Here is a 20,294-nt window from a genome sequence, read left to right as displayed (position 1 = left end):
TCTTTCTTTTTACTGTTCATTACTTCAATTCTGGCCATCCGTCACTTGTCCAACAGATGGGACGCTGAATCAGGATGGAAGCACCCTGATGGGCTATGCTATAGCCGTGACAAATAAATACATCTTGCCCATTCATATGATAGGCAGCACAATGACCTGCAGCCTCAAACTGCTTCTTGTCGCCCTCAAGGAAGATATTGCCACCACCGTAACGCATATCTACACCATTACGATCCAAATAGGGACCATCAACCGTCTTACTGCGACCTACGGCTACGCGATAATTACTCTTACTGCCTTGGCAGCAGTAATCCCAAGATACAAAAAGGTAGTACCAACCATCATGCTTAAGGATGAAAGGTGCCTCGATAGCATTTGGACCAGCGTAGTCGGAAGTAGGGTTCTTGGGTGGATTGGGATTGATGGGCAGCGTATTCTTTGCAGCCTTGCTTTCCAGATTAAAACGACGTGCTATGGTTTGCGGTTTGCAACCTTTTGCAATATGCATCGTAGTGTCAAGACGCGCCAACTGTATGCCATCCCAGAAAGAGCCCCATACCATCCAAGGCTGATCGTTGTCGTCGATAACAAAGTTGGGATCGATAGCATTCCAATTATCACGCCCTTCACGCGAAGTAACGATGCAACCTTCATCATCCCACAGACCAAAGGCAAGCTTACGAGCAGAAAGCAAACCGATGGCCGACCCGTTCTTGCCGAATGTTGAACAGCTGTATGCCATCCACCACTTACCACGATACTGAATAATATCAGGAGCCCATACATGATGAGTAAAGCCAGGCACAGAGTCGTGTGTCCACTGAGGGATGACCGACATGACTGGTTCGGCATGAACCGTCCAGTTCTTTCTATCGACCGACGTCATATGCTGTATTCCCATGCCTGTAGCAAAGATATGATAAGTACTATCCTCGTATGCCATCACAGGGTCGTGCACCATGGGGGTGTCTGTTACAAAAGGAATATGTTGTCTAGGATGCTGCTGTCCGTAAACCATTAGAGAGGCATTCTGGAGCAACAGCATCATGAAGATGACAGTTTTTCTCATGATCTTATCTTTCTATGTATTTTTTTCCGTTTTGGATATAGATTCCTTTGCGTTTTGGAGTATAAATTCGATGACCATTCAAATCATAGAGCCGAGAATTGGAAGATGAATACTGCACGTTTTCACCAAATCTCACATCCTCAATACCTGTTGTAGCCTCAGTCTGATAGCCCCATACGGTGACGCCCGTTGTAGCAGCAACTGCTGTAAAGGCAGGAACTTTGGTGTCAGAGGGCTCCAACGTCTGCTCAATCAGCACACCATGATAGTAGGTGCCCGACACTTTGAGCGTGATATAAGAAGTTCCCTCCTCTATTTTCCATGTTCCTGTAGCGGAGCCCGAAATAGTGCCATCAGCATTGAATTCTACCTCAACAGGTTCTGCAGCCTGTTTCTTTGTATGATCCAACTTATAATTATGAATCAGCAATTTGTATTTACCTGCAATCTTATCATTAGCGATTTGCTGTGTGGTTGCTATATCGGCACTCTTCACCTGTTCGCCGGTATATTCGAATGGAGCTACAACCAACCAACCGTTCTTACTCTGGAACACCTGATGCACACGCACCTGATGAGTCTCACCCCAATTCTGAAAACGGGTATGATAAACCAGATAGGTACGACCGTCTTCGGCAGCAATAATCGAGTTATGTCCCTGAGAGCGCTCACCATAGTTATCTTTAGTCTGATTACCCCATGAGGTATAAGCGCCAAAGATATTCACGCCACGATTGTTATCGTTCTCTTTTGGACCGAAGTTCAACAGATAGGATGGGAATATAGCTGCGTTATCACGCGAATCAACATAAGGTCCATCTGGTTTTTCCGAACGGAACACGCGCATCTGGTAACCACCATTATTGTAATCTTTAGGATTACCACCAGCAGCCAGACCGCCATAGGTTACGAATAGATAGTAGTAGCCACCGATATACTCGATATAGCTAGCCTCACCAGAAACATAGAAGCCACCGGCAATCTTCTTACCAAAATAGGGATCAACGGTAACACCGTTGCCAGCTCCCGTCAGGGGATACTCTACGTCATAATCGCGCAACCCAGTCTGTTCGTCAAGTTCAAGCATCCAGATGCCACCACTCCACGAACCATACGACATCCATAGTTTTCCGTCCTCATCATAGAACACACAGGGGTCAATACAATTGGGATAGCGATCACCCCATTTATTCCCCACAGCATATCGACCGGGCAGAGAAGCCTGGGTGCCGATGACCAACTCCAGATCTGTGTCCTTATAGGCTGTACCGGTATGAAAACCGCTCATCACCACAGGAGCTTGATAACGATAAGGGCCTTGTATTTTATCGGCCGTCAGCAATATGATGCTCGAATACCAATTGTCACCATTGACACTCAGGTACATGCACCATTTCTTCATGGTATTATTCCATATCACATCAGGAGCCCACATGTTGCCATCAACAGTGTAGCCATTATTACCACGCTTCGACCAATTAAAAGCATTGAAGTTGAAGTCGTACTCAACTCCACCCTTTTTCATCTTAGTGACCTGTGGTGTGGTGAAAGCTACGCTATTAGCAGCATCGCCACTTGAAGCCGTAGCCCAAGGGGCAGTAAAACTAGTCCAACTCATCAGGTCGGTAGTCTTTGCAGCTGCACGATGTGATCCAAAAATGTAATACGTCTGGGACGCTGGCTCCCACACGATGCTTGGGTCGTGCACGCTGACACGTTTCAGCGTGTACGCCATAGCACCCATGGGAACCAGTGCAGACAGTAGTATATACAAATACTTCTTCATCAATCTAAATTATTCAAATACTAAGTGACATCCGTCAATAGTCATGCGCATTCTTACATTGTCGCCATCGGTAGGACTGATACCGAGGTAGTCCTGCTTATAGGTCACACCGTCGTTACCCACCATCACAATCTTGACATCCACAGAACCGCCATTGTTCTTAACAGATACTGTTACCAGTGCGTCGTCCATAGCTGAGAGCCAGCTAGCCCAATCGGTCTGACCACCACTTGGTGTGCATGCGCCATAGCTGTCGCCCCAACCATAGTTGTCGGCACGTACCACAGCATACTCTGAGTTATCCTCACGAGTCAGCACTACACAGAAGTTGTTCCAGTTGCTTGGACCATTGGTATAGTTGCGGAAGCGCTGTGAAACGGTCTTACCTACAGGCACATTGATATCGGCAGAATGAGCACCCCAGAAGGCTGATGAGTTATCCTCTTCACCAATCACAGTGTCAAACTCGATATGGCTGCCATCAACGGTGAAGTTGAAGTAGCAGTTGTTTGGATCAACGGTGTTGATGCCAGTGTAGCTCTGAGTATAGGTCTTACCATCATTGCCCACCATCACAGCCTTTATATCGGCAGTACCATCACCATTATTAGTAATGTAGGTGGTTACCTTGGCGCCATCCATTGCAGCAAGCCATGCAGCCCAGTCGGTCTGACCGCCACTTGGTGTGCAAGCAGCATAGCCATCGCCCCAACCATAGTTGTCGGCACGTACCACAGCATACTCCTTACTACCATCAGCGCTGCAGAGAACAATCACGAAGTTATTCCAGTTGCTTGCGCCAGAGGTATAGTTGGTGAAGGTAGAAACGAATGTCTCGCCTGGGTTCACCTTGATGTTATCAGAATGAGCACCCCAGAATGGTGTAGAGTTATCGGTAGCACCAATAGAAGTGTACATCTTATCTACAACCTCAAATTCTGCAGTAGCAATAACAGGTGAGGCAGCCTCGCCCTTATAGGTCTTAGCATAAGCAGCCACAAGCATCTTCTTACCCAGTGAGTTCATATCAGGAACAGCCTGGAAGGTGAGATCCTTGGCAGACACAGTAGCCGAAACCTCCTGCTCGAACTGAACAGTAGCAGTTACATTAGCAAAAGCTTCCTCGAGAGTTGTACCCTGAAGCACCTTTTTAGGCACACTATTCAGTTTCATTGACAGAGGCTGCTTATCCTCTCTAGAGGTAAATCCACCGATAGGCTCAACAGTAGAGCCGAGGAAACTGATGTAAGAACCCTCAGGCACCAGGAAGGCACGGATAGTAGTATTTGATGCATCTGCATTGAGGTTAGTCAGTGGAGAGGTCTGCTTATACTGTTTTGTTACCACACCATTGGTCATGGTGACAACCAGCCCACCAGCAGTGCGGTCAACAGTCAAGGTAACCTTACCACCCAGTTTGTCAACGCCTGTATCGGTATCGGTAGCAAACTCAAGGTCGCTCGATGCCAGACTGCGATCGATATAATCACCCCACTCAGAGTTTCCACTGGGCTGATAGTCGTAACGGATAGCTCCGTACTCCTTATAATTACCAGCACCACGATCCTCGTCATTGGTAAGAATCATTGCAAAGTTCTTATAGGTATTGGTGGCGTTAGGATTGATGCCGAGATTGAACTGAGCAATCCACTTCTCGCCTTCCTTGATCTGATAGTACTTAGAGAACTGAGCCCACCAGCCTGTAGAGTAATCGGTAGCACCAACGGTGTACACATCCTCTTCCATTCCTTCAATGACATCCTCGCCCTGATTCTTAGCCTTTTCCTGAGCGATAGAGTCAGCCTTCGACGAAAGCCAGTCAGGTGCATTGATGCTGAACAAATCACCACCTTCGCATCCAGTCAGCGTAAGCACGCTCAAGGCAGCCGAACAGATAACTGTTGCTAATTTATTGTATTTCATAATCTTACAATTCTAAAATTTAAATTACTATTTTAATATCAGCCCATTAGAGTTTTACAACGGGATGAACAGGTCCATAGAGCTTATCAGCATTGCTCTCGCTCTTGTTGGCAGAGTTACCATTCAGGTTGGGGTTATCGTTCAGTGTTCCCTGATAGATGGGGAAGAACTCGTGTCCCTGAATCCAGCTATCGTATGAGCTCTTCAGCTCAGGATCAGCACCTACCTCAGAATAGCTTACCTGCTCCTTCACTCTGGTCTTATCGTTGGTACGACGGAAGGTGCCATGCTCCTTAATCTGTTGCAGGCGGTCGTTGCTATAGAAGAAGCCCCAGCGAACAAGGTCGAAACCACGACCGAACTCACAACCGAACTCCTTTGGACGCTCAACGTTGGCAATCTGCTCAAACAGTTTATCGGCATTGCCTGCGAAATCAGCAAGTTTCAGACCTGCCAGACCAGCGCGGTTACGAACCTGGTTAATCCAGTCGATAGCCTGCTGGGTAGGTCCGTTCACCTCGTTCTCGCACTCAGCAGCACGCAGCAGTACATCAGAATAGCGCATCATACGCAGGTTGATACCACAGTGCAAACCTGTTACCACCTTATCATACATACCTGTACGCAGGTTGGTATTCTTGGCTATAGGCAGTCCGCCATTGTTGTTATTGGTTACAACAGGTGCATCGGCAGTCATAGGCACAGTATAGCAAACGTTTCCATACTCAAATCCGTCCCATTCAGGCTCGTAGGTACCGATGGTCCAGTAGAGGCGTGGATCGAGTGAACCACTGGTGGTCTTCTCGGCCTTAAAGAGCTGATAAAGCCATGGAGAGGCAGAGAGGTCGGCCCATCCACCCATATCGCCAGGTCCGAAGTTACTCTCAACAGCATGTCCCTGAGTAGCGTTAGGACTGGTGTTTACAGGAGTCCATTCGTCGTCGGTACCCTGTGAACCATAATCCAGATACTGTACTTCAAACAGGCTCTCGTCATTGTTCTCATAAGCAGAACCCTCACGGAAGTTATCACCATAGTTTGCCATCAGCTTATAGGTGCCATACTTACCACCGATGATATCCTTCAGCACAGCGAGTGCCTCATTATACTTATGACGCATCATCAGTGCACGGGCATAATAGCCGGCAGCAGCACCATTAGTGGCACGTCCTTTAGCCCACTGACCACCAGCATCGCGACTGGGCAGCAAGGTCATAGCCTCAGCAAAGTCCTTCTCTACCTGATCCCAAGCCTCATCATAGGTGCTGTTAGTACCATAGAGACCGTCGAGAGTAGAATAGGTATTATAATCGGTAATCAGAATTGGGTTCTGATAGTAACCAGTCAGGTTGTAGTATGCCAGACCACGCAGGAACAGCATCTGACCTTTGATGCGCTTCATTGTCTCAGAAAGTACTGAGTTATCTTCACCACAACGTGAGATGGTATAGTTACATACATTGATAGTATAATACCAGTCGCGCCATGACCACTGACCAATTTCATCAGTGAAAGGTGCATTCAAATCGTCGAACGGCATATACCATACCTGAGATGAATTCCACACCTCATCACCACGACAAACGTCGAGTGTGTAGCCCACACGGGCATAGGTTCCCTCCATACGGATGTGGTTATATGCAGCAATCACATTCTCCTCTAATGATTCGACATCATTGCCGAAAGTAGCTGTAGTTTGCTGGTTAGGGTTAGACACATCCAACTTACTGTCGCATGAAGCAAGTGTGCCAAGACCTACCAGAACAGCCAATGAAATTTTATGTAGTTTCATAATCTTCTAATTTTCAATTATTCGATATTTCAATTTTCTTCTTAGAAAGTGAAGTTCAAACCAGCCATGAAGCTTCTGGCAGTTGGATATGAGCAGTAGTTGTAACCTGGGGTGAAGGTACCACCGGCATAGTCAACATTATAGCCCTTGTAACCTGTGAAGGTGAAGAGGTTCTGAGCAGAAACATAAACACGAACACCTGTCACGTAGTTAGCGAACCACTTGTTAGGCAGATTGCATCCAAGTTCAACATTGGCAATCTTCCAGTAAGCCGCATTCTGAATCTGACGGCAGCTGAACAGATCGTTCCAAGCCAAAGTAGCGCTGTTTGAAAGATATGTACGAGGAATGTTAGAAACATAGGTACCACCATCCCACTGATTAGCCTTCAGGATGTCAACGCTCTTGTTGCCATAGCCGTAGCTTGAGTTCAGGGTGTTGTAGAGGTAATCGGTTACATGATAGCCAAGTGCGCCGAAGGTAGAGATACTCAGATCAAAGATCTTATACTCCAAATGTGCACTCAGACCAAAGTTAACCTTTGGCAGACCACTACCCAGAACAGTCTGGTCGTCAGCATTAATCTGGCCATCACCGTTTACATCGCGGTAGTAGCAATCACCAACGTGAGCACCTGGCTGATACTCCTCCAGACCTTGAGCCTGTGCAAGGGCATTCAGCTGATCGAGCTGCTCCTGAGTACGAATGATACCCTGATAGTCCCAACCATAGAACTTACCAACCTCTTTACCTACCTCAGTGATATAAGCACCAGTGATATATTTCTCTGTACCAAATCCCAGTGAAGTAACCTTATTCTTCAATGTGCTCAGGTTGGCACTGATCTCATGCTTCAAAGCGTGATCACGGTTACGATAGGTCAAAGAGAACTCGAAACCGCTGTTCTCCATCGAAGCAGCATTCATAGTTACAGTAGTATTGGCTACACCAGCACTGGCAGGAACGGGCACATTATAGAGCAGATCCTGCGACTTGTTCTTATACCACTCAGCAGTAAACTCAATGCGATTATTGAAGAAAGCCAGATCAAGACCAACGTTCATGGTCTTTCTCTTCTCCCAAGTCAGGTTCTCGTTAACGAAGGTTGAAACAGCCGAACCAGTGATAGGCTGGTTGCCGAAGCTATAGGTCATGTTGTTACGAGCCATGGTTGCCTCGATAGCATAGTCGCCTACAGCAGCCTCATAACCCAACTCACCATAGCTGGCGCGGAGCTTGAACATGTTTACGATGTCGCGATCGATGGGGAAGAACTTCTCCTTATCGAAACGCCAACCCAGAGATACAGATGTGAAAGTATCCCAGCGGATATCCTTTGACAGACGAGAACTACCGTCACGACGTACGATACCAGAAACGAGGTACTTACCATCGAAGTCGTAGTTCAAACGAGCCAGGTAAGAAGCCAATGTATGCTTGTACTCATAACTGTCGGCACTCCAAGAAGAAGCATTCTGCAACTGCAGGAAGTAAGGCTGAGACAGGTTGACACCTGTTGCAGACTGAGTCTGTGTATTCTCTTCCTGATAAGTCTGACCAACAACGAGGTTAGCATGATGCAAACCGATTGTTCCGTCATAAGTCAAAGTGTTCTCAATCAGGGCGTCAGTATATTTGCGATGAGCCTTGGTGAGACGTTCATTTTCCTTTGCAAGATATACACGGTTACTCTGAATCCATGCAGGAATCCAGGTCTTATCATTGCAAGATGTGGTGCTATAAGAAAGGTTAATCTTATAGGTGAGCTGATGATTCTTGCTCTTGATACCCAACATAGAAAGGAGGTCAACATCAGCCGAAGCTGTACCTACAAAGCGGTCAACGATGGTATTACGAGTAAGCATCTTGTTTATCAGCAATGGGTTCATGGCTGAAATATCACCATGCACAGTGTCGTAGTAAACACCATAGCCATAAGCATCGTACTTATAACCACTGGCAGAACCTACTACATCATCAAGCACCCATGTTGATGGGTCGTAAGCCTTGATGGTTGGCTGCATATTCAGCACACCACCCAGTACGTTACCCAGGTTACCATATAATCCCTGTACATACTCATTGGCATTCGAAACGGCCAGATTATCCTGATCGGAGTGAGAATAAACAAAACTAGTACGGAACTTCACGAACTTGGTGTCCATGGTGTTGTTAACGCGAGCGGTATAACGCTCAAAGTTAGGACCAGCACCCTCGAGAGTTCCTTTCTGATTATAGTAATCAAGACTTATATTATAGGTATTATTAGCACCACCGCCACTCAGGTTTACACTGTGGTTTTGACGGATACCTGTCTTGAAAGCTTCGTCAAGCCAGTCTGTATTGGTATTATCACGGAAGTGATAGTAACCATCGGCCCCCAGACTATAACCACCGGGAACAGGAATACCGGCATTTTCAGCAGCAACACCCAAATAACGGCTATACTGCTCGGCATTTGTCAGGTCGTAAACACCTTTCTGGATCTTATCTACACCGAAATAGCCCTTATAGTCAACCTTCAGTGGCTGTTCCTTCTTACCGCCCTTGGTGGTGATAATTACCACACCATTTGCAGCACGGCTACCATAGATAGCACCAGCAGATGCATCCTTCAGTACCTGGATGGTCTCAATATCATTAGGTGAGAAATCACGGATACTTGTTCCAACGGGTACACCATCAACTACATAAAGAGGTGCGGTGCTACCGAAACTACCGATACCACGAATACGAACAGTAGGATCTGCTCCTGGCTGACCGTCGGAGGTAATCTGTACACCAGCCACCTTACCTTCAAGCATCGAAGAAATGTTAGAGTGAGAAACACGCTTCAATTCATCAGCGTTGACAATAGATACAGATCCGGTCAGATCGGCCTTTTTCTGAACACCATAACCTACAACTACTACCTGCTCAAGCAGCATAGCGTCGCTTTCCATCTGAATCTGTTCAATGATTGCGCGTCCGCGCACAGCAATTTCACGATCTTTGTAACCCACGTAGCTCACCATAAGTGTAGCATTGGATGGAACATCAATCACGAACTTACCATCGAAGTCGGTAATGACACCTGTCTGTGCCCCCTTTAACTTCACAGTAGCACCAATGAGTGGTTCTCCCTCTTGGTCTACAACCTGGCCGCTAACCTTAATGGTTTGCTGTGCCACTAATGCCATGGCAGGTACCGGATAAGTCGAAAGACCGCCCAGCATTCCTAACGTCAGCATCGCAGAGAATAATACTTGTTTTCTCATTGTTAATTGTTTTAAGTTTAAATTTGATATTAGTTAATATATAGAAACTGCGGCAAAGATACGTTAATATAAGAAAGCATTGGTGGACAAAACAATTAATAAGGTGGACAAAACGATTTTTGTCCTCCATCACGCTAAAATTCTACTTCTTGAGATATGTCAAGGTCTGCTCTTGAGATAAATCAAGACCAAGAACTTGGATTCATGCCATACAATTTAGTAAAACAACGGGTAAAGTACTTCGGGTCATTAAAACCTACCGCGTAGGCAATCTCGGTAATGTTGCGATTGCCAGTCTTAGATGACAGCATCTCCTTAGCCATATTTAGGCGGTAGTTGCGAATAAACTGTCCAACAGGCAACCCAGCCTCGGCATTAAGATGCTTGCTGGCCACACTACGACTCATACCCAAAGCATCACAAAACTCTTGTACTCCGAACTCGGAATCCATATAATGAGTTTCCATAATCTCCATCACGCGTTCCATAAATGGACGTGTGCTCTTCATCACAACTTCGCGATCGGCCTCAACACTCTTGGTCACACTCTGTTTGTAACGCTGCTGATTATCGAGAATGTACTGAATACGGGTTTGCAGTTGTCGAGGGTCATCAGATTCTTCCAAGACCTTACGGATAGGATTATACAACTGTTCGGCCTCACGACGTTTCACAACAATCATCCACCTATTATATAAATATATTATCAGTACCACAAACATGACGCTTAACAACAAGCGGAACCACCAACTACGCCAGAAATAAGGTTTCACTACTACCTCAATAGAGATTGTATTTCCATCGCCCGCTGTCTGCACCGATTTATAATTCACTTCGAAAGTATAGTTACCTGCAGGCAATGCACTATAACGTACGGAATGTTCTCCTGGCTTCAATACCACCCAGTCATTATCAAATCCCTTCATACGATAGCTATATACGCCCTGCATCTCGTAGCCATAATCAAGAGCTGAGAAATCGATAGAGAAAGAGCGATGCCCCTCTTTCAGCCAAATGGTCTTAGCCACAGAGATATCCTCATTAAGATAGTCGCTACCAGCAATGGCATCTTGATTGTCCACCATCAGATGAGTGAATGTAAGATGACCATGGTAATGGGTGTCTGTATTATCTGAGAGCATCTCTATCAGTCCGGCCTCACTACCCAGACAGATAGTGCCAGATACATCTTTTACTGCGGAGTTCCAATAGAAATGCGGACTAATAAGTCCATCGTATTGAGAATAATTGGTAAAAGCCTGCAACTTAGAGTCATAGACCGACAATCCGTTCTGGGTGGTGATCCATAAGCGTCCATTTCGATCTTCAACGATTCCTTTTACACCGTTATATACCAAACCATCGGCTTGGGTCAGTACATCAAAATGCTCCTTTCCACCTTTATCCACCACACGCTTATATAAGCCATAGCCATTACTACCCAACCAAAGCGTACCATCACTTGCTTCGCAGAATGAGGATATCTTATCGACAATCTTCGACGTAGGATCAGACAACAGATGACGAATATTACGCGTCTTAAATTGACCATTCTTCTCTGATTTCAGATCTACAACCACTACTCCTTGCATACATCCCATCCACAGATGCCCATCGCGAGTTACGATGGAACCGATACAACCACGTATCAATTGACACTCCTCGAATGGTTCAATCAACTGTTTGGTCTTAAAACTGTAGAAGAACAATCCATCATTACTGCCCACCCACATGCCATTATTAATAGCATCATAGGCCATAGCACCAATATAATTAGTCAGTTGGGTTTGTTCTGGAGGTAATTCAAGTCTTACTATCGACTGAGGATGCTTCATGTCAATCCAACAAAGACCTCCACCCCACGTTCCAATCCATAAACGTCCGTAACGATCGGCAACCAGCGTCGATACACTATTATGAGGCAGTGCAGAGTTGGCCGTAGTATAATGACTAAAGGAGCGCTCGCCCTTGACACGACGGTTCAGGCCTCCTTCAACCGTTCCAACCCATAGTGTACCATCAGATGCTGCATACATGGCATTCACAGGATGGGGTGAGAGTGAACCTGGATCCTGTGTGTGCACACTATTCTGCAACATCAGTTGCCGTGGTACCAATCGAATGACGCCACCAGCTTCTGTTCCCACATATATCAGTTTACCGTCAACCAGCAGGCTGTGTACAAAATCATTCTTTAATGGCGGATCGCTAGCTTGAGTCCAGGCGGTAAAAGTATCACTATAATCATCATAGATATTCACACCACGCAACGACCCCACCAGTAGTGTATTATCAGGCATCAAAGCCATACTTGAAAGGAACTCATGCGAAAGATTGCCTATAGGGGCTCGCTCTAATCGCTGCAGATAGGGTTCATAACGGTAGATGCCATGATTAGTTGTAAACAAGATAGTATTTCCTCGTTTTAAGACATCAGTAATATAGAGGCCATGCAAAGGTTGAAGTATGGGAGAGATTTCTTCTCTTACCAACCTGCCATCTTTTTCTGCCATACGGTAGATGCCATAATCGATACCTACCCATGGTTTGCCATTACCATCTATATCACGGATACAAATCTCAGGAGTATTACCCCTATAATGATAGGAGGAAATACGCTTTACACTACCATCTTCGGCAAATTTAATGAGATTTACATGGGTAGTCGTAATAAGCCAAATGCTTCCATAGGAATCACAATAACACTTCACTCCAGATTGCGACAACAAGGAAGCGATGTCGGCCTTATCAGACTTAGGTAAGACAGGAAGCATCGTATGGAGGTCTATGATATCCGTACCTTCATCAAAGGTTACCCATAAACGCTTGAAACGGTCTTCAGCAATCGACTTACACGACAGACTCTTCAGACCAAGTGCCGGCGCCATCATGCCATAGCCATCATAACGAACCAATCCACCACCATAAGTAGCTATCCACAAAAATCCGTTTGAATCTGTAAATAATGAACTGACATTATTATGCGGCAAGCCATTCTCAAGATTGATATACGACAGATTATATCGCTCAGTCAATATGTTGCCACTGGCCCAAACGGTCAGTGACAACATACAAACAATTATAATCGTCGCTATTCTTCTCACTTCTTTGTTTTAATTCCGAAAACAGCAAATGTAGCTGCAACCAGCAGAACACCAGAGACAACCATCATATAGGCCTGGTTACTTCCAACAACCGACAGGATTGAACCGCCCAGCAAAGCAGCCACAATCTGAGGCACACAAATGGTGCCATTGAAGAGACCAAGATATGCACCCATATGACCATAACCCTGAAGGGCATTTGTAACCAAGGTGAATGGACAAGCCAACTGAGCAGCCCATGCGCAACCTATGAGCAGGAAAGGTACTATCTGCAGATACTGTCCGGGACAGAAAGGTATGAGCGCAAAACCCAATCCGCCTAATAACATGCTGACTGCATAGGCCACTTTGATACTCTTGAAACGTGGAATGAGCGCAGCCCACACTACCGAACCCATGGCCTGAATGGCGTAAAGCACACCCGTCCAGTTGCCTGCCACCTGGTAAGCCTCGCTAGCAGAGTCGGCCGTATTCCACACTGTTATCGACACAGCATCAACCACATAAGTCCACATATAGAGGAAAGCAGCCCAGCTGAAGAACTGCACAAGACCGATGCGCCAGAAGGCAGCAGGGGCATGCTTGAGCAATACAAACCAGTTGCCAGAATCTTCTTTTTGATCGGCTACAGGATTGTATTCTGCATACTCCTCAGGCGACCACTCTTTCACTTTCATGGTTGTATAAACAACGCATAAGATCAAGATTGCAGCTCCGACATAGAACGACCAAATGACGGTATCGGGCACTACGCCTTCGGGAGCCACATTCTTCAGACCTATCCAAGCAAATATAAATGGGAACAGGAAGCCTACCACACTACCAGCATTACACAGGAACGACTGGATAGAGTATGCCTTACCCTTTTGCTTTTCGTTTACCATATCGCCAACCATCATCTTAAATGGCTGCATGGCCATGTTGATGCTGGTATCAAGTAGCATCAGCATCAGCAGACCGAATATCATCACCATTGAGATACTGAGTCCTAACGAACCTGCATTAGGCAACAAACACATAACGGCAACAGCAGTTAAGGCACCGATAAACAGATAAGGTATACGCCTACCGAATCGGGTCCAAGTCTTGTCGCTCAACGTACCTACGATAGGCTGAACCAGGATACCCATCAATGGTGGTAATATCCAAAAGAAACTAAGTGAGTGAGGATCAGCTCCTAAGGTACGGAAGATACGCGAGATATTAGCACTCTGCAAAGCATATGCTATCTGAACACCAAAGAATCCGAAACTCAGATTCCACAAGTTCCAAAAAGACAAATCCGGTTTTTGTTTCATATCTTATAGCAATTTTAGTTATTCTCTATTTATTTGGTAGTTCCACGTACAACCAACCGCGTTCTAACCACCCGCTTTTCCACCTTGTCGAGTGGTAGCAAGCCCTCCACCTTGTCCATCAAGATGGTGGCAGCCTCTTCGCCCACCCGATGACCACGCTGTTCTACGGTAGTAAGCATCGGGTCGCAAGCCACAGCACGCTGACCATTGGTAAAACCACATATCTGAACATCGTCGGGAACCTTAAGACCTGCATGCTTCACGGTGTATAAGATGCCTATGGCGGTATCATCGTTCACTGCGAAATAGCCATCAGGCGGATTATCCATCGCCATCAATTTAGGCGTCAGTTCCTCGGCCGAAAAACGGTTATCACATACTTGCACAATACTCTCATCAATACTCAAGCCATGTTTCAGCAGTGCATCCTTATAACCATTATAACGGTTCTTTGATATTTCCAACTGCATCGGACTACCATAAAAAGCAATCCTTTTACAACCTGTTTCAATCAGATAAGACACAGCATTCATGGCACCCATATAGTCATCTACTACCACTCTGCTGGCATTCACACCTGTACAGATACGGTCATAGAAAACAATGGGGACACCTGCATCTATCAGTTTCTGATAGTGATCATAGTTTTGGGTATCCTTAGCTTGCGACACAATGACGCCACATACTTTGTAGCGACGGAAGGTCTCACAAATCTGTGCTTCACGCTCATATTGTTCTCCACTCAGTGCCACCATGATACGATACCCACGGGCAGCTGCTTTCTCCTCAATACCCGTAAGGATGGATGAGAAATAATAATGTGTAAACTCAGGAACAATCACGCCAATGATGCGCTGCGGCATGACGCGACTATGCCTGAGCGCTTCGCCAATAGCATTCGGATAGAAATTATGTTCATGTGCAAACTGCTGGATGGCCCTGCGCCGCTCTTCACTGATACGAGGCGAATCCTTTAATGCACGCGAGACAGTTGCCACGGAAATTCCAAACTCCCGTGCGATATCCTTCATTGTCATTGGTGCCTTTTCTTCCATCGGTTTCCAATTATTCTGAGTGCAAAGGTAATAAATCTTTGCGAAAGAACGAAGAAAAAATAGCGAAAATGTAGAAAAACTAGTACAGTAGCAGCAAACCAGCAAAAGCTGCGTAGCAAATCATACGGATAGGATTTATCTTCAGATAGCCAGTACCAAAGGCTGTGGCTATCAGTAGGGCGCAGCTGATAAAGAACTGCCATGGGTTCTCATAAGGGGTTGAAAAATTCTCCTTATTGCAAAGCAACAGGGTGGCAGCTGCCAACAATCCTACAACGGCAGGACGCAAACCAACGAATATTGACTGTACCAGATGGGTCTTCATATACTTCATAAACATCTTACTGATAAGGATCATCAGAATCAATGAAGGAAGCACCAAGGCAAAGGTGGCTGTAGCCGAACCCAGAATAGACATAAGATGCCCAAAACCGGCATTATGAATGGCTGTATAGCCACAATAGGTGGCAGAGTTGATGCCTATGGGACCTGGTGTCATCTGCGAGATGGCAACAATATCGGTAAACTCGGATGTAGAAAGCCAATGATTCGACTCTACCGTCTCGTGCTGGATGAGCGACAACATACCATACCCTCCTCCAAAACCGAAAAGACCTATCTTAAAGAATGTCACAAATAAGCTAAGAAATATCATCGCTGTATCTCTGTATCTCTGTGTTCTAATTTACCATAAACATAGCCACCCACTGCTGCTATTATTATAATATAAATAGGTGAAACACCAAGAGCCCAAATAGCAAGGGCACAAGCAATGGGGATCCAAATAGTGAACTTATTGAGTTTGGCTCGCTGCCCAAGTCGGAATGTCGGCACGGCAATCAATGCCACGACAGCAGGACGGATGCCACGGAAGATAGCAGCCACAACAGGATTATCCTTAAACTGACTAAAAAACATGGCTATCATCAGAATGATAAGGAACGAAGGCAGAGCTGTTCCAAGGGTGGTACAAATAGCTCCACGCGTCTTGCGCAACTTATAACCAATGAATGTGGCTATATTGATGGCAAAGACACCAGGACAGCTCTGGGCAATGGCAATCAGGTCGAGCATCTCGTCTTTCGACACCCACTTTTTCCTGTTGACCACTTCTTCCTCTATCAAAGGTATCATGGCATATCCACCCCCGAGGGTGAATATGCCAATCTTAAAGAATGTCTTGAATGATTCTAAATAGATATTCAATTCTTCAGCTTTTCAATACTTTAATTCTTCAACTTTTCTTCTACCCACTTACGTGCATTCACGAAGGCCTCAATCCATGGGGTCACCTCGTCATTGCGACGGTCGGCAGGATACCAGGCGTTCTGCCAAGGGAATACGGCACGCTCCAGGTGAGGCATCATGCACAGATGACGACCATCCTCAGAGCAGATACCTGCTACATTATAGTCAGAACCATTAGGATTAGCGGGATAGCCAGCATAGTTGTACTTAGCAATCACGTTGTATGCGCTTTCTGCCTCGGGCAACTGGAACTTACCCTCTCCGTGAGCTACCCACAGACCAAGTTTGTTACCACTCAGGCTACCAAACATCACACTGTTGTTCTGAGGAATGCTCAGACTGATGAACTCGCTCTCAAACTTATGCGAGTCGTTATGCAGCATCTTAGCACCCTTAGCACCTGTAAGACCGAGCTCAACCATCAGCTGGCAACCATTACAGATACCCAATGACAGAGTATCCTCTCGGGCATAGAACTTATCAAGTGCCTCCTTAGCCTTGGGGTTGAAGAGGAAGGCACCAGCCCAACCCTTAGCAGATCCCAGTACGTCGGAGTTAGAGAAGCCACCGCAGAACACAATCATGTTGATATCCTCCAGGGTCTCGCGACCAGAAATCAGGTCGGTCATCATCACGTCCTTCACATCGAAACCAGCCAGATACAGGCAGTAAGCCATCTCACGCTCACCATTAGTACCCTTCTCACGGATGATAGCAGCCTTGACACCAGTCTTTTCACGACGATCTGCCGAGATTCCATACTGAGCAAGCTTACCTGTGAAGCCCTTATTAAACTGCATCTCGATAGGCTGATTCTTATAATTCTCGAAGCGTTCCTTGGCCTTACCATTGAAGCTCTGCTTGCGGTCGAGGAGATAAGAGGTCTTATACCAAGTGTCGCGCAGGGCGTTGATATCGAAAGTCAACTCCTCATCGCCAGCCTTCACCTCGATGGTGCAGCTATCTTCTACAGGATAACCAATCTTAGCAAAGCCTACACCCTGTTCCTCCATGAAGTCTTTGAACTCCTGCTTGTGCTCGTCGCTCACCTCGATGACTACACCTGGGTTCTCAGCGAAGAGAGCCTTTACTACATCACCATTCTTGCAGATGTCGTGCAGGTTGATATGCAGACCGCCCTTCTGGTTGGCGAAGCACATCTCGAGCAGAGTGGTGATAAGACCACCAGCAGAGATATCGTGACCAGCCATAATCCAGCCCTTCTCAATCATCTGCTGTACAGCCATGAAGGCATCAGCAAAGTACTCGGGATTCTTCACTGTTGGCACATCGTCGCCCACCTTACCTAAGCTCTGAGCAAAGGCAGAACCACCAAGACGCTGCTCGTCGAAGGAGAAGTCGATATGATAGAGTGATGCATTCTTATCGTTAACCAATACAGGACTTACCACCTTCTTGATATCGCTCACCTCACCACCAGCAGATACGATGACGGTTCCTGGAGAGATAATCTTTTCACCATTAGGATACTGCTGACTCAAAGACAGAGAGTCCTTACCTGTAGGCACGTTGATATGCAGGTCGCAGCAGAAATCAGAGAGTGCCTTCACACCAGCATAGAGACGGGCGTCCTCACCCTCCTGCGAGCGGCAAGGCCACATCCAGTTGGCAGAGAGGCTCAGCGAATCCATTCCGTCGGCCAGCGGCGCCCAAACGATGTTTGTCAGAGCCTCAGCAACAGACAGAACAGAACCTGCAGCAGGATTAGCCAGACCAGCCTGAGGCGCATGACCAAGAGCAGTTGCGATACCCTTCTTGCCACGATAGTCGAGGGCTACTACACCACAGTCACTCAATGGCAACTGTATCTCACCCTGACACTGCTGACGAGCAATCTTACCTGTTACAGAACGGTCTACCTTATTGGTCAACCAGTCCTTACAAGCCACAGCCTCCAACTGCAGTACACGGTCGAGGTATTCATTAATCTTATCCTGGCTGTAGGTTACGTCAGCATAGTGACGTTCTACAGTATTATCTTTCATAATGGTCTTTGGTGAGTGACCAAACATCTGAGCCACATCCAAATCGAAAGGCTTCACACCGTCGCCCTGCTTGAACGAGAAGTGGGCATCGCCAGTGGTTTCACCTACTACATACAGTGGAGCACGCTCGCGCTCAGCAATTTTACGCACATGCTCGATATGCTTCTCGTCGATGAGCAAGCCCATACGCTCCTGACTCTCGTTAGCGATAATCTCCTTTGAGCTCAAAGTCTTGTCGCCAATAGGCAACTTGGTCATATCAATCTCACCTCCGCACTCCTCAACGAGCTCTGACAAGCAGTTCAGGTGTCCGGCAGAACCATGGTCATGGATAGAGACAACTGGGTTCACATCTTCCTCACAGAGGGCACGCACCAGATTGTAGGCACGCTTCTGCATCTCAGGGTTGGCACGCTGAACAGCGTTCAACTCGATGCCATTGCTATAGCGACCAGTATCTACTGATGATACAGAACCACCACCAAGACCGATACGGTAGTTATCACCACCAACAACTACTACCTTGTTACCCTTCTGAGGTTCCTTCTTCAAGCAGTCGCGCTTGGTGCCATAACCAACACCACCAGCTAGCATGATTACCTTATCGTAAGCATACTTCTCCTTACCCTCCTGATGCTCGAATGTCAGTACAGAACCACAAATCAGTGGCTGACCGAACTTGTTACCAAAGTCTGAAGCGCCATTCGAAGCCTTGGTCAGGATTTGCTGTGGGGTCTGGTACAACCACTGACGTACGGGCAGGATATCCTCCCAATCACGTGCAACTCCCTCATCATCATGCAGACGGGGATAAGCAGTCATATAAACAGCGGTACCTGCGATAGGCCATGAACCTACGCCACCACCCATACGGTCGCGGATCTCACCACCAGTACCTGTAGCAGCACCATTGAATGGTTCAACTGTTGTTGGGAAGTTATGAGTCTCTGCCTTCAGCGAGATAACACTCTCAATATCCTTCACCTGGAAATAGTCGCTGGTGCTCTGGTCGGCAGGAGCAAACTGCTCTACCACAGGTCCCTGTGCAAAAGCAACATTATCCTTGTAGGCAGAAAGAATCTTATTAGGATTCTCCTGTGTAGTCTTCTTAATCATTGCGAAGAGACTTGACTCCATCTCCTTGCCATCGATGATAAAGGTACCACCGAAAATCTTATGACGGCAATGCTCTGAGTTGATCTGAGCGAAACCGAAAATCTCAGAGTCGGTCAGGGGACGTCCGTTCTTCTTCTCCAGTCCGTGCAGATATTCAATCTCCTCAGGGCTGAGAGCCAGACCTTCCTGCTCATTATATTCTTCCAGATTGTCCACATACTTAATTGGCTCAGGCTTGATGTTGATAGTGAAGATATCCTGGTTCAAGCCATCATACATACGCTGCAACATCTCATCGTGCTCAGCATCCTTAGAGTCAACGGCAAAATATTCCTCTATACGAGAAATGCCGCTGAGGCCCATATTCTGTGTAATCTCAACGGCATTTGTCGACCATGGTGTCACCATCTCGCGGCGCGGACCAACATAATAGCCCTGCAGCTGCTGTGCGTCTAATAGCGTAGCGCCACCATAGAGCCAGTTTAATTCCTTGATTTCCTGTTCACTCAGCGCGTGATCAACCTCAGTGGCGATCACCGTCTTCTGTGGGGTCTGAAAGAAGCTTATCATACCTTACTTATTTTATATATATTAAAATTTGCGTGCAAAGGTACTACTTTTTCCTTAAACACGCAAATTA

General features: G+C 46.4%; 10 protein-coding genes and 1 pseudogene. All 11 read right to left on the bottom strand.

The window, feature by feature from the left end; genetic code table 11:
- Positions 1–19: 19 nt before the first annotated feature.
- The gene (locus tag T360_RS0101300; protein WP_028911186.1) at positions 20–1,069 is read right to left on the bottom strand and encodes a family 43 glycosylhydrolase; all 1,050 of its coding nucleotides are present in this window, start codon (positions 1,067–1,069) and stop codon (positions 20–22) included.
- Positions 1,070–1,073: 4 nt separating this feature from the next.
- Entirely contained in the window at positions 1,074–2,855 is a 1,782-nt protein-coding gene (locus tag T360_RS14305; protein ID WP_051523264.1) for a glycoside hydrolase family 43 protein, read from the bottom strand.
- A 462-nt stretch (positions 2,856–3,317) separates the two neighbouring features.
- Positions 3,318–4,778 (bottom strand): annotated as a pseudogene (locus T360_RS0101290) (hypothetical protein); the annotation flags it as partial.
- A gap of 46 nt (positions 4,779–4,824) precedes the next feature.
- A complete protein-coding gene (locus tag T360_RS0101285) occupies positions 4,825–6,570 on the bottom strand; it encodes a RagB/SusD family nutrient uptake outer membrane protein (protein ID WP_028911184.1) in 1,746 nt (581 codons plus the stop codon).
- 41 nt (positions 6,571–6,611) lie between these two features.
- Entirely contained in the window at positions 6,612–9,827 is a 3,216-nt protein-coding gene (locus tag T360_RS0101280; protein WP_028911183.1) for a TonB-dependent receptor, read from the bottom strand.
- Positions 9,828–10,009: 182 nt separating this feature from the next.
- Complete coding sequence (locus T360_RS0101275; RefSeq protein ID WP_028911182.1) at positions 10,010–12,931, bottom strand: two-component regulator propeller domain-containing protein; 2,922 nt, start codon at positions 12,929–12,931, stop codon at positions 10,010–10,012.
- The gene (locus T360_RS0101270; protein WP_028911181.1) at positions 12,928–14,229 is read right to left on the bottom strand and encodes an MFS transporter; all 1,302 of its coding nucleotides are present in this window, start codon (positions 14,227–14,229) and stop codon (positions 12,928–12,930) included. The genes T360_RS0101275 and T360_RS0101270 overlap by 4 nt, the downstream gene beginning before the upstream one ends.
- Positions 14,230–14,258: 29 nt before the next feature.
- Entirely contained in the window at positions 14,259–15,284 is a 1,026-nt protein-coding gene (locus T360_RS0101265; protein ID WP_028911180.1) for a LacI family DNA-binding transcriptional regulator, read from the bottom strand.
- Positions 15,285–15,363: 79 nt separating this feature from the next.
- Entirely contained in the window at positions 15,364–15,939 is a 576-nt protein-coding gene (locus T360_RS0101260) for a chromate transporter (RefSeq protein ID WP_028911179.1), read from the bottom strand.
- The gene (locus tag T360_RS0101255) at positions 15,936–16,490 is read right to left on the bottom strand and encodes a chromate transporter (protein ID WP_028911178.1); all 555 of its coding nucleotides are present in this window, start codon (positions 16,488–16,490) and stop codon (positions 15,936–15,938) included. Before T360_RS0101255 ends, T360_RS0101260 begins: the two co-directional genes overlap by 4 nt.
- A 20-nt stretch (positions 16,491–16,510) precedes the next feature.
- Complete coding sequence (gene purL / locus T360_RS0101250) at positions 16,511–20,224, bottom strand: phosphoribosylformylglycinamidine synthase (protein WP_028911177.1); 3,714 nt, start codon at positions 20,222–20,224, stop codon at positions 16,511–16,513.
- Positions 20,225–20,294 lie beyond the last annotated feature (70 nt).

This window comes from Prevotella sp. MA2016, assembly GCF_000619825.1.
Classification (GTDB): domain Bacteria; phylum Bacteroidota; class Bacteroidia; order Bacteroidales; family Bacteroidaceae; genus Prevotella.
The sequence above is the reverse complement of the archived record's forward strand: the minus strand, read 5'-3'. Positions and strand labels throughout refer to the sequence as shown.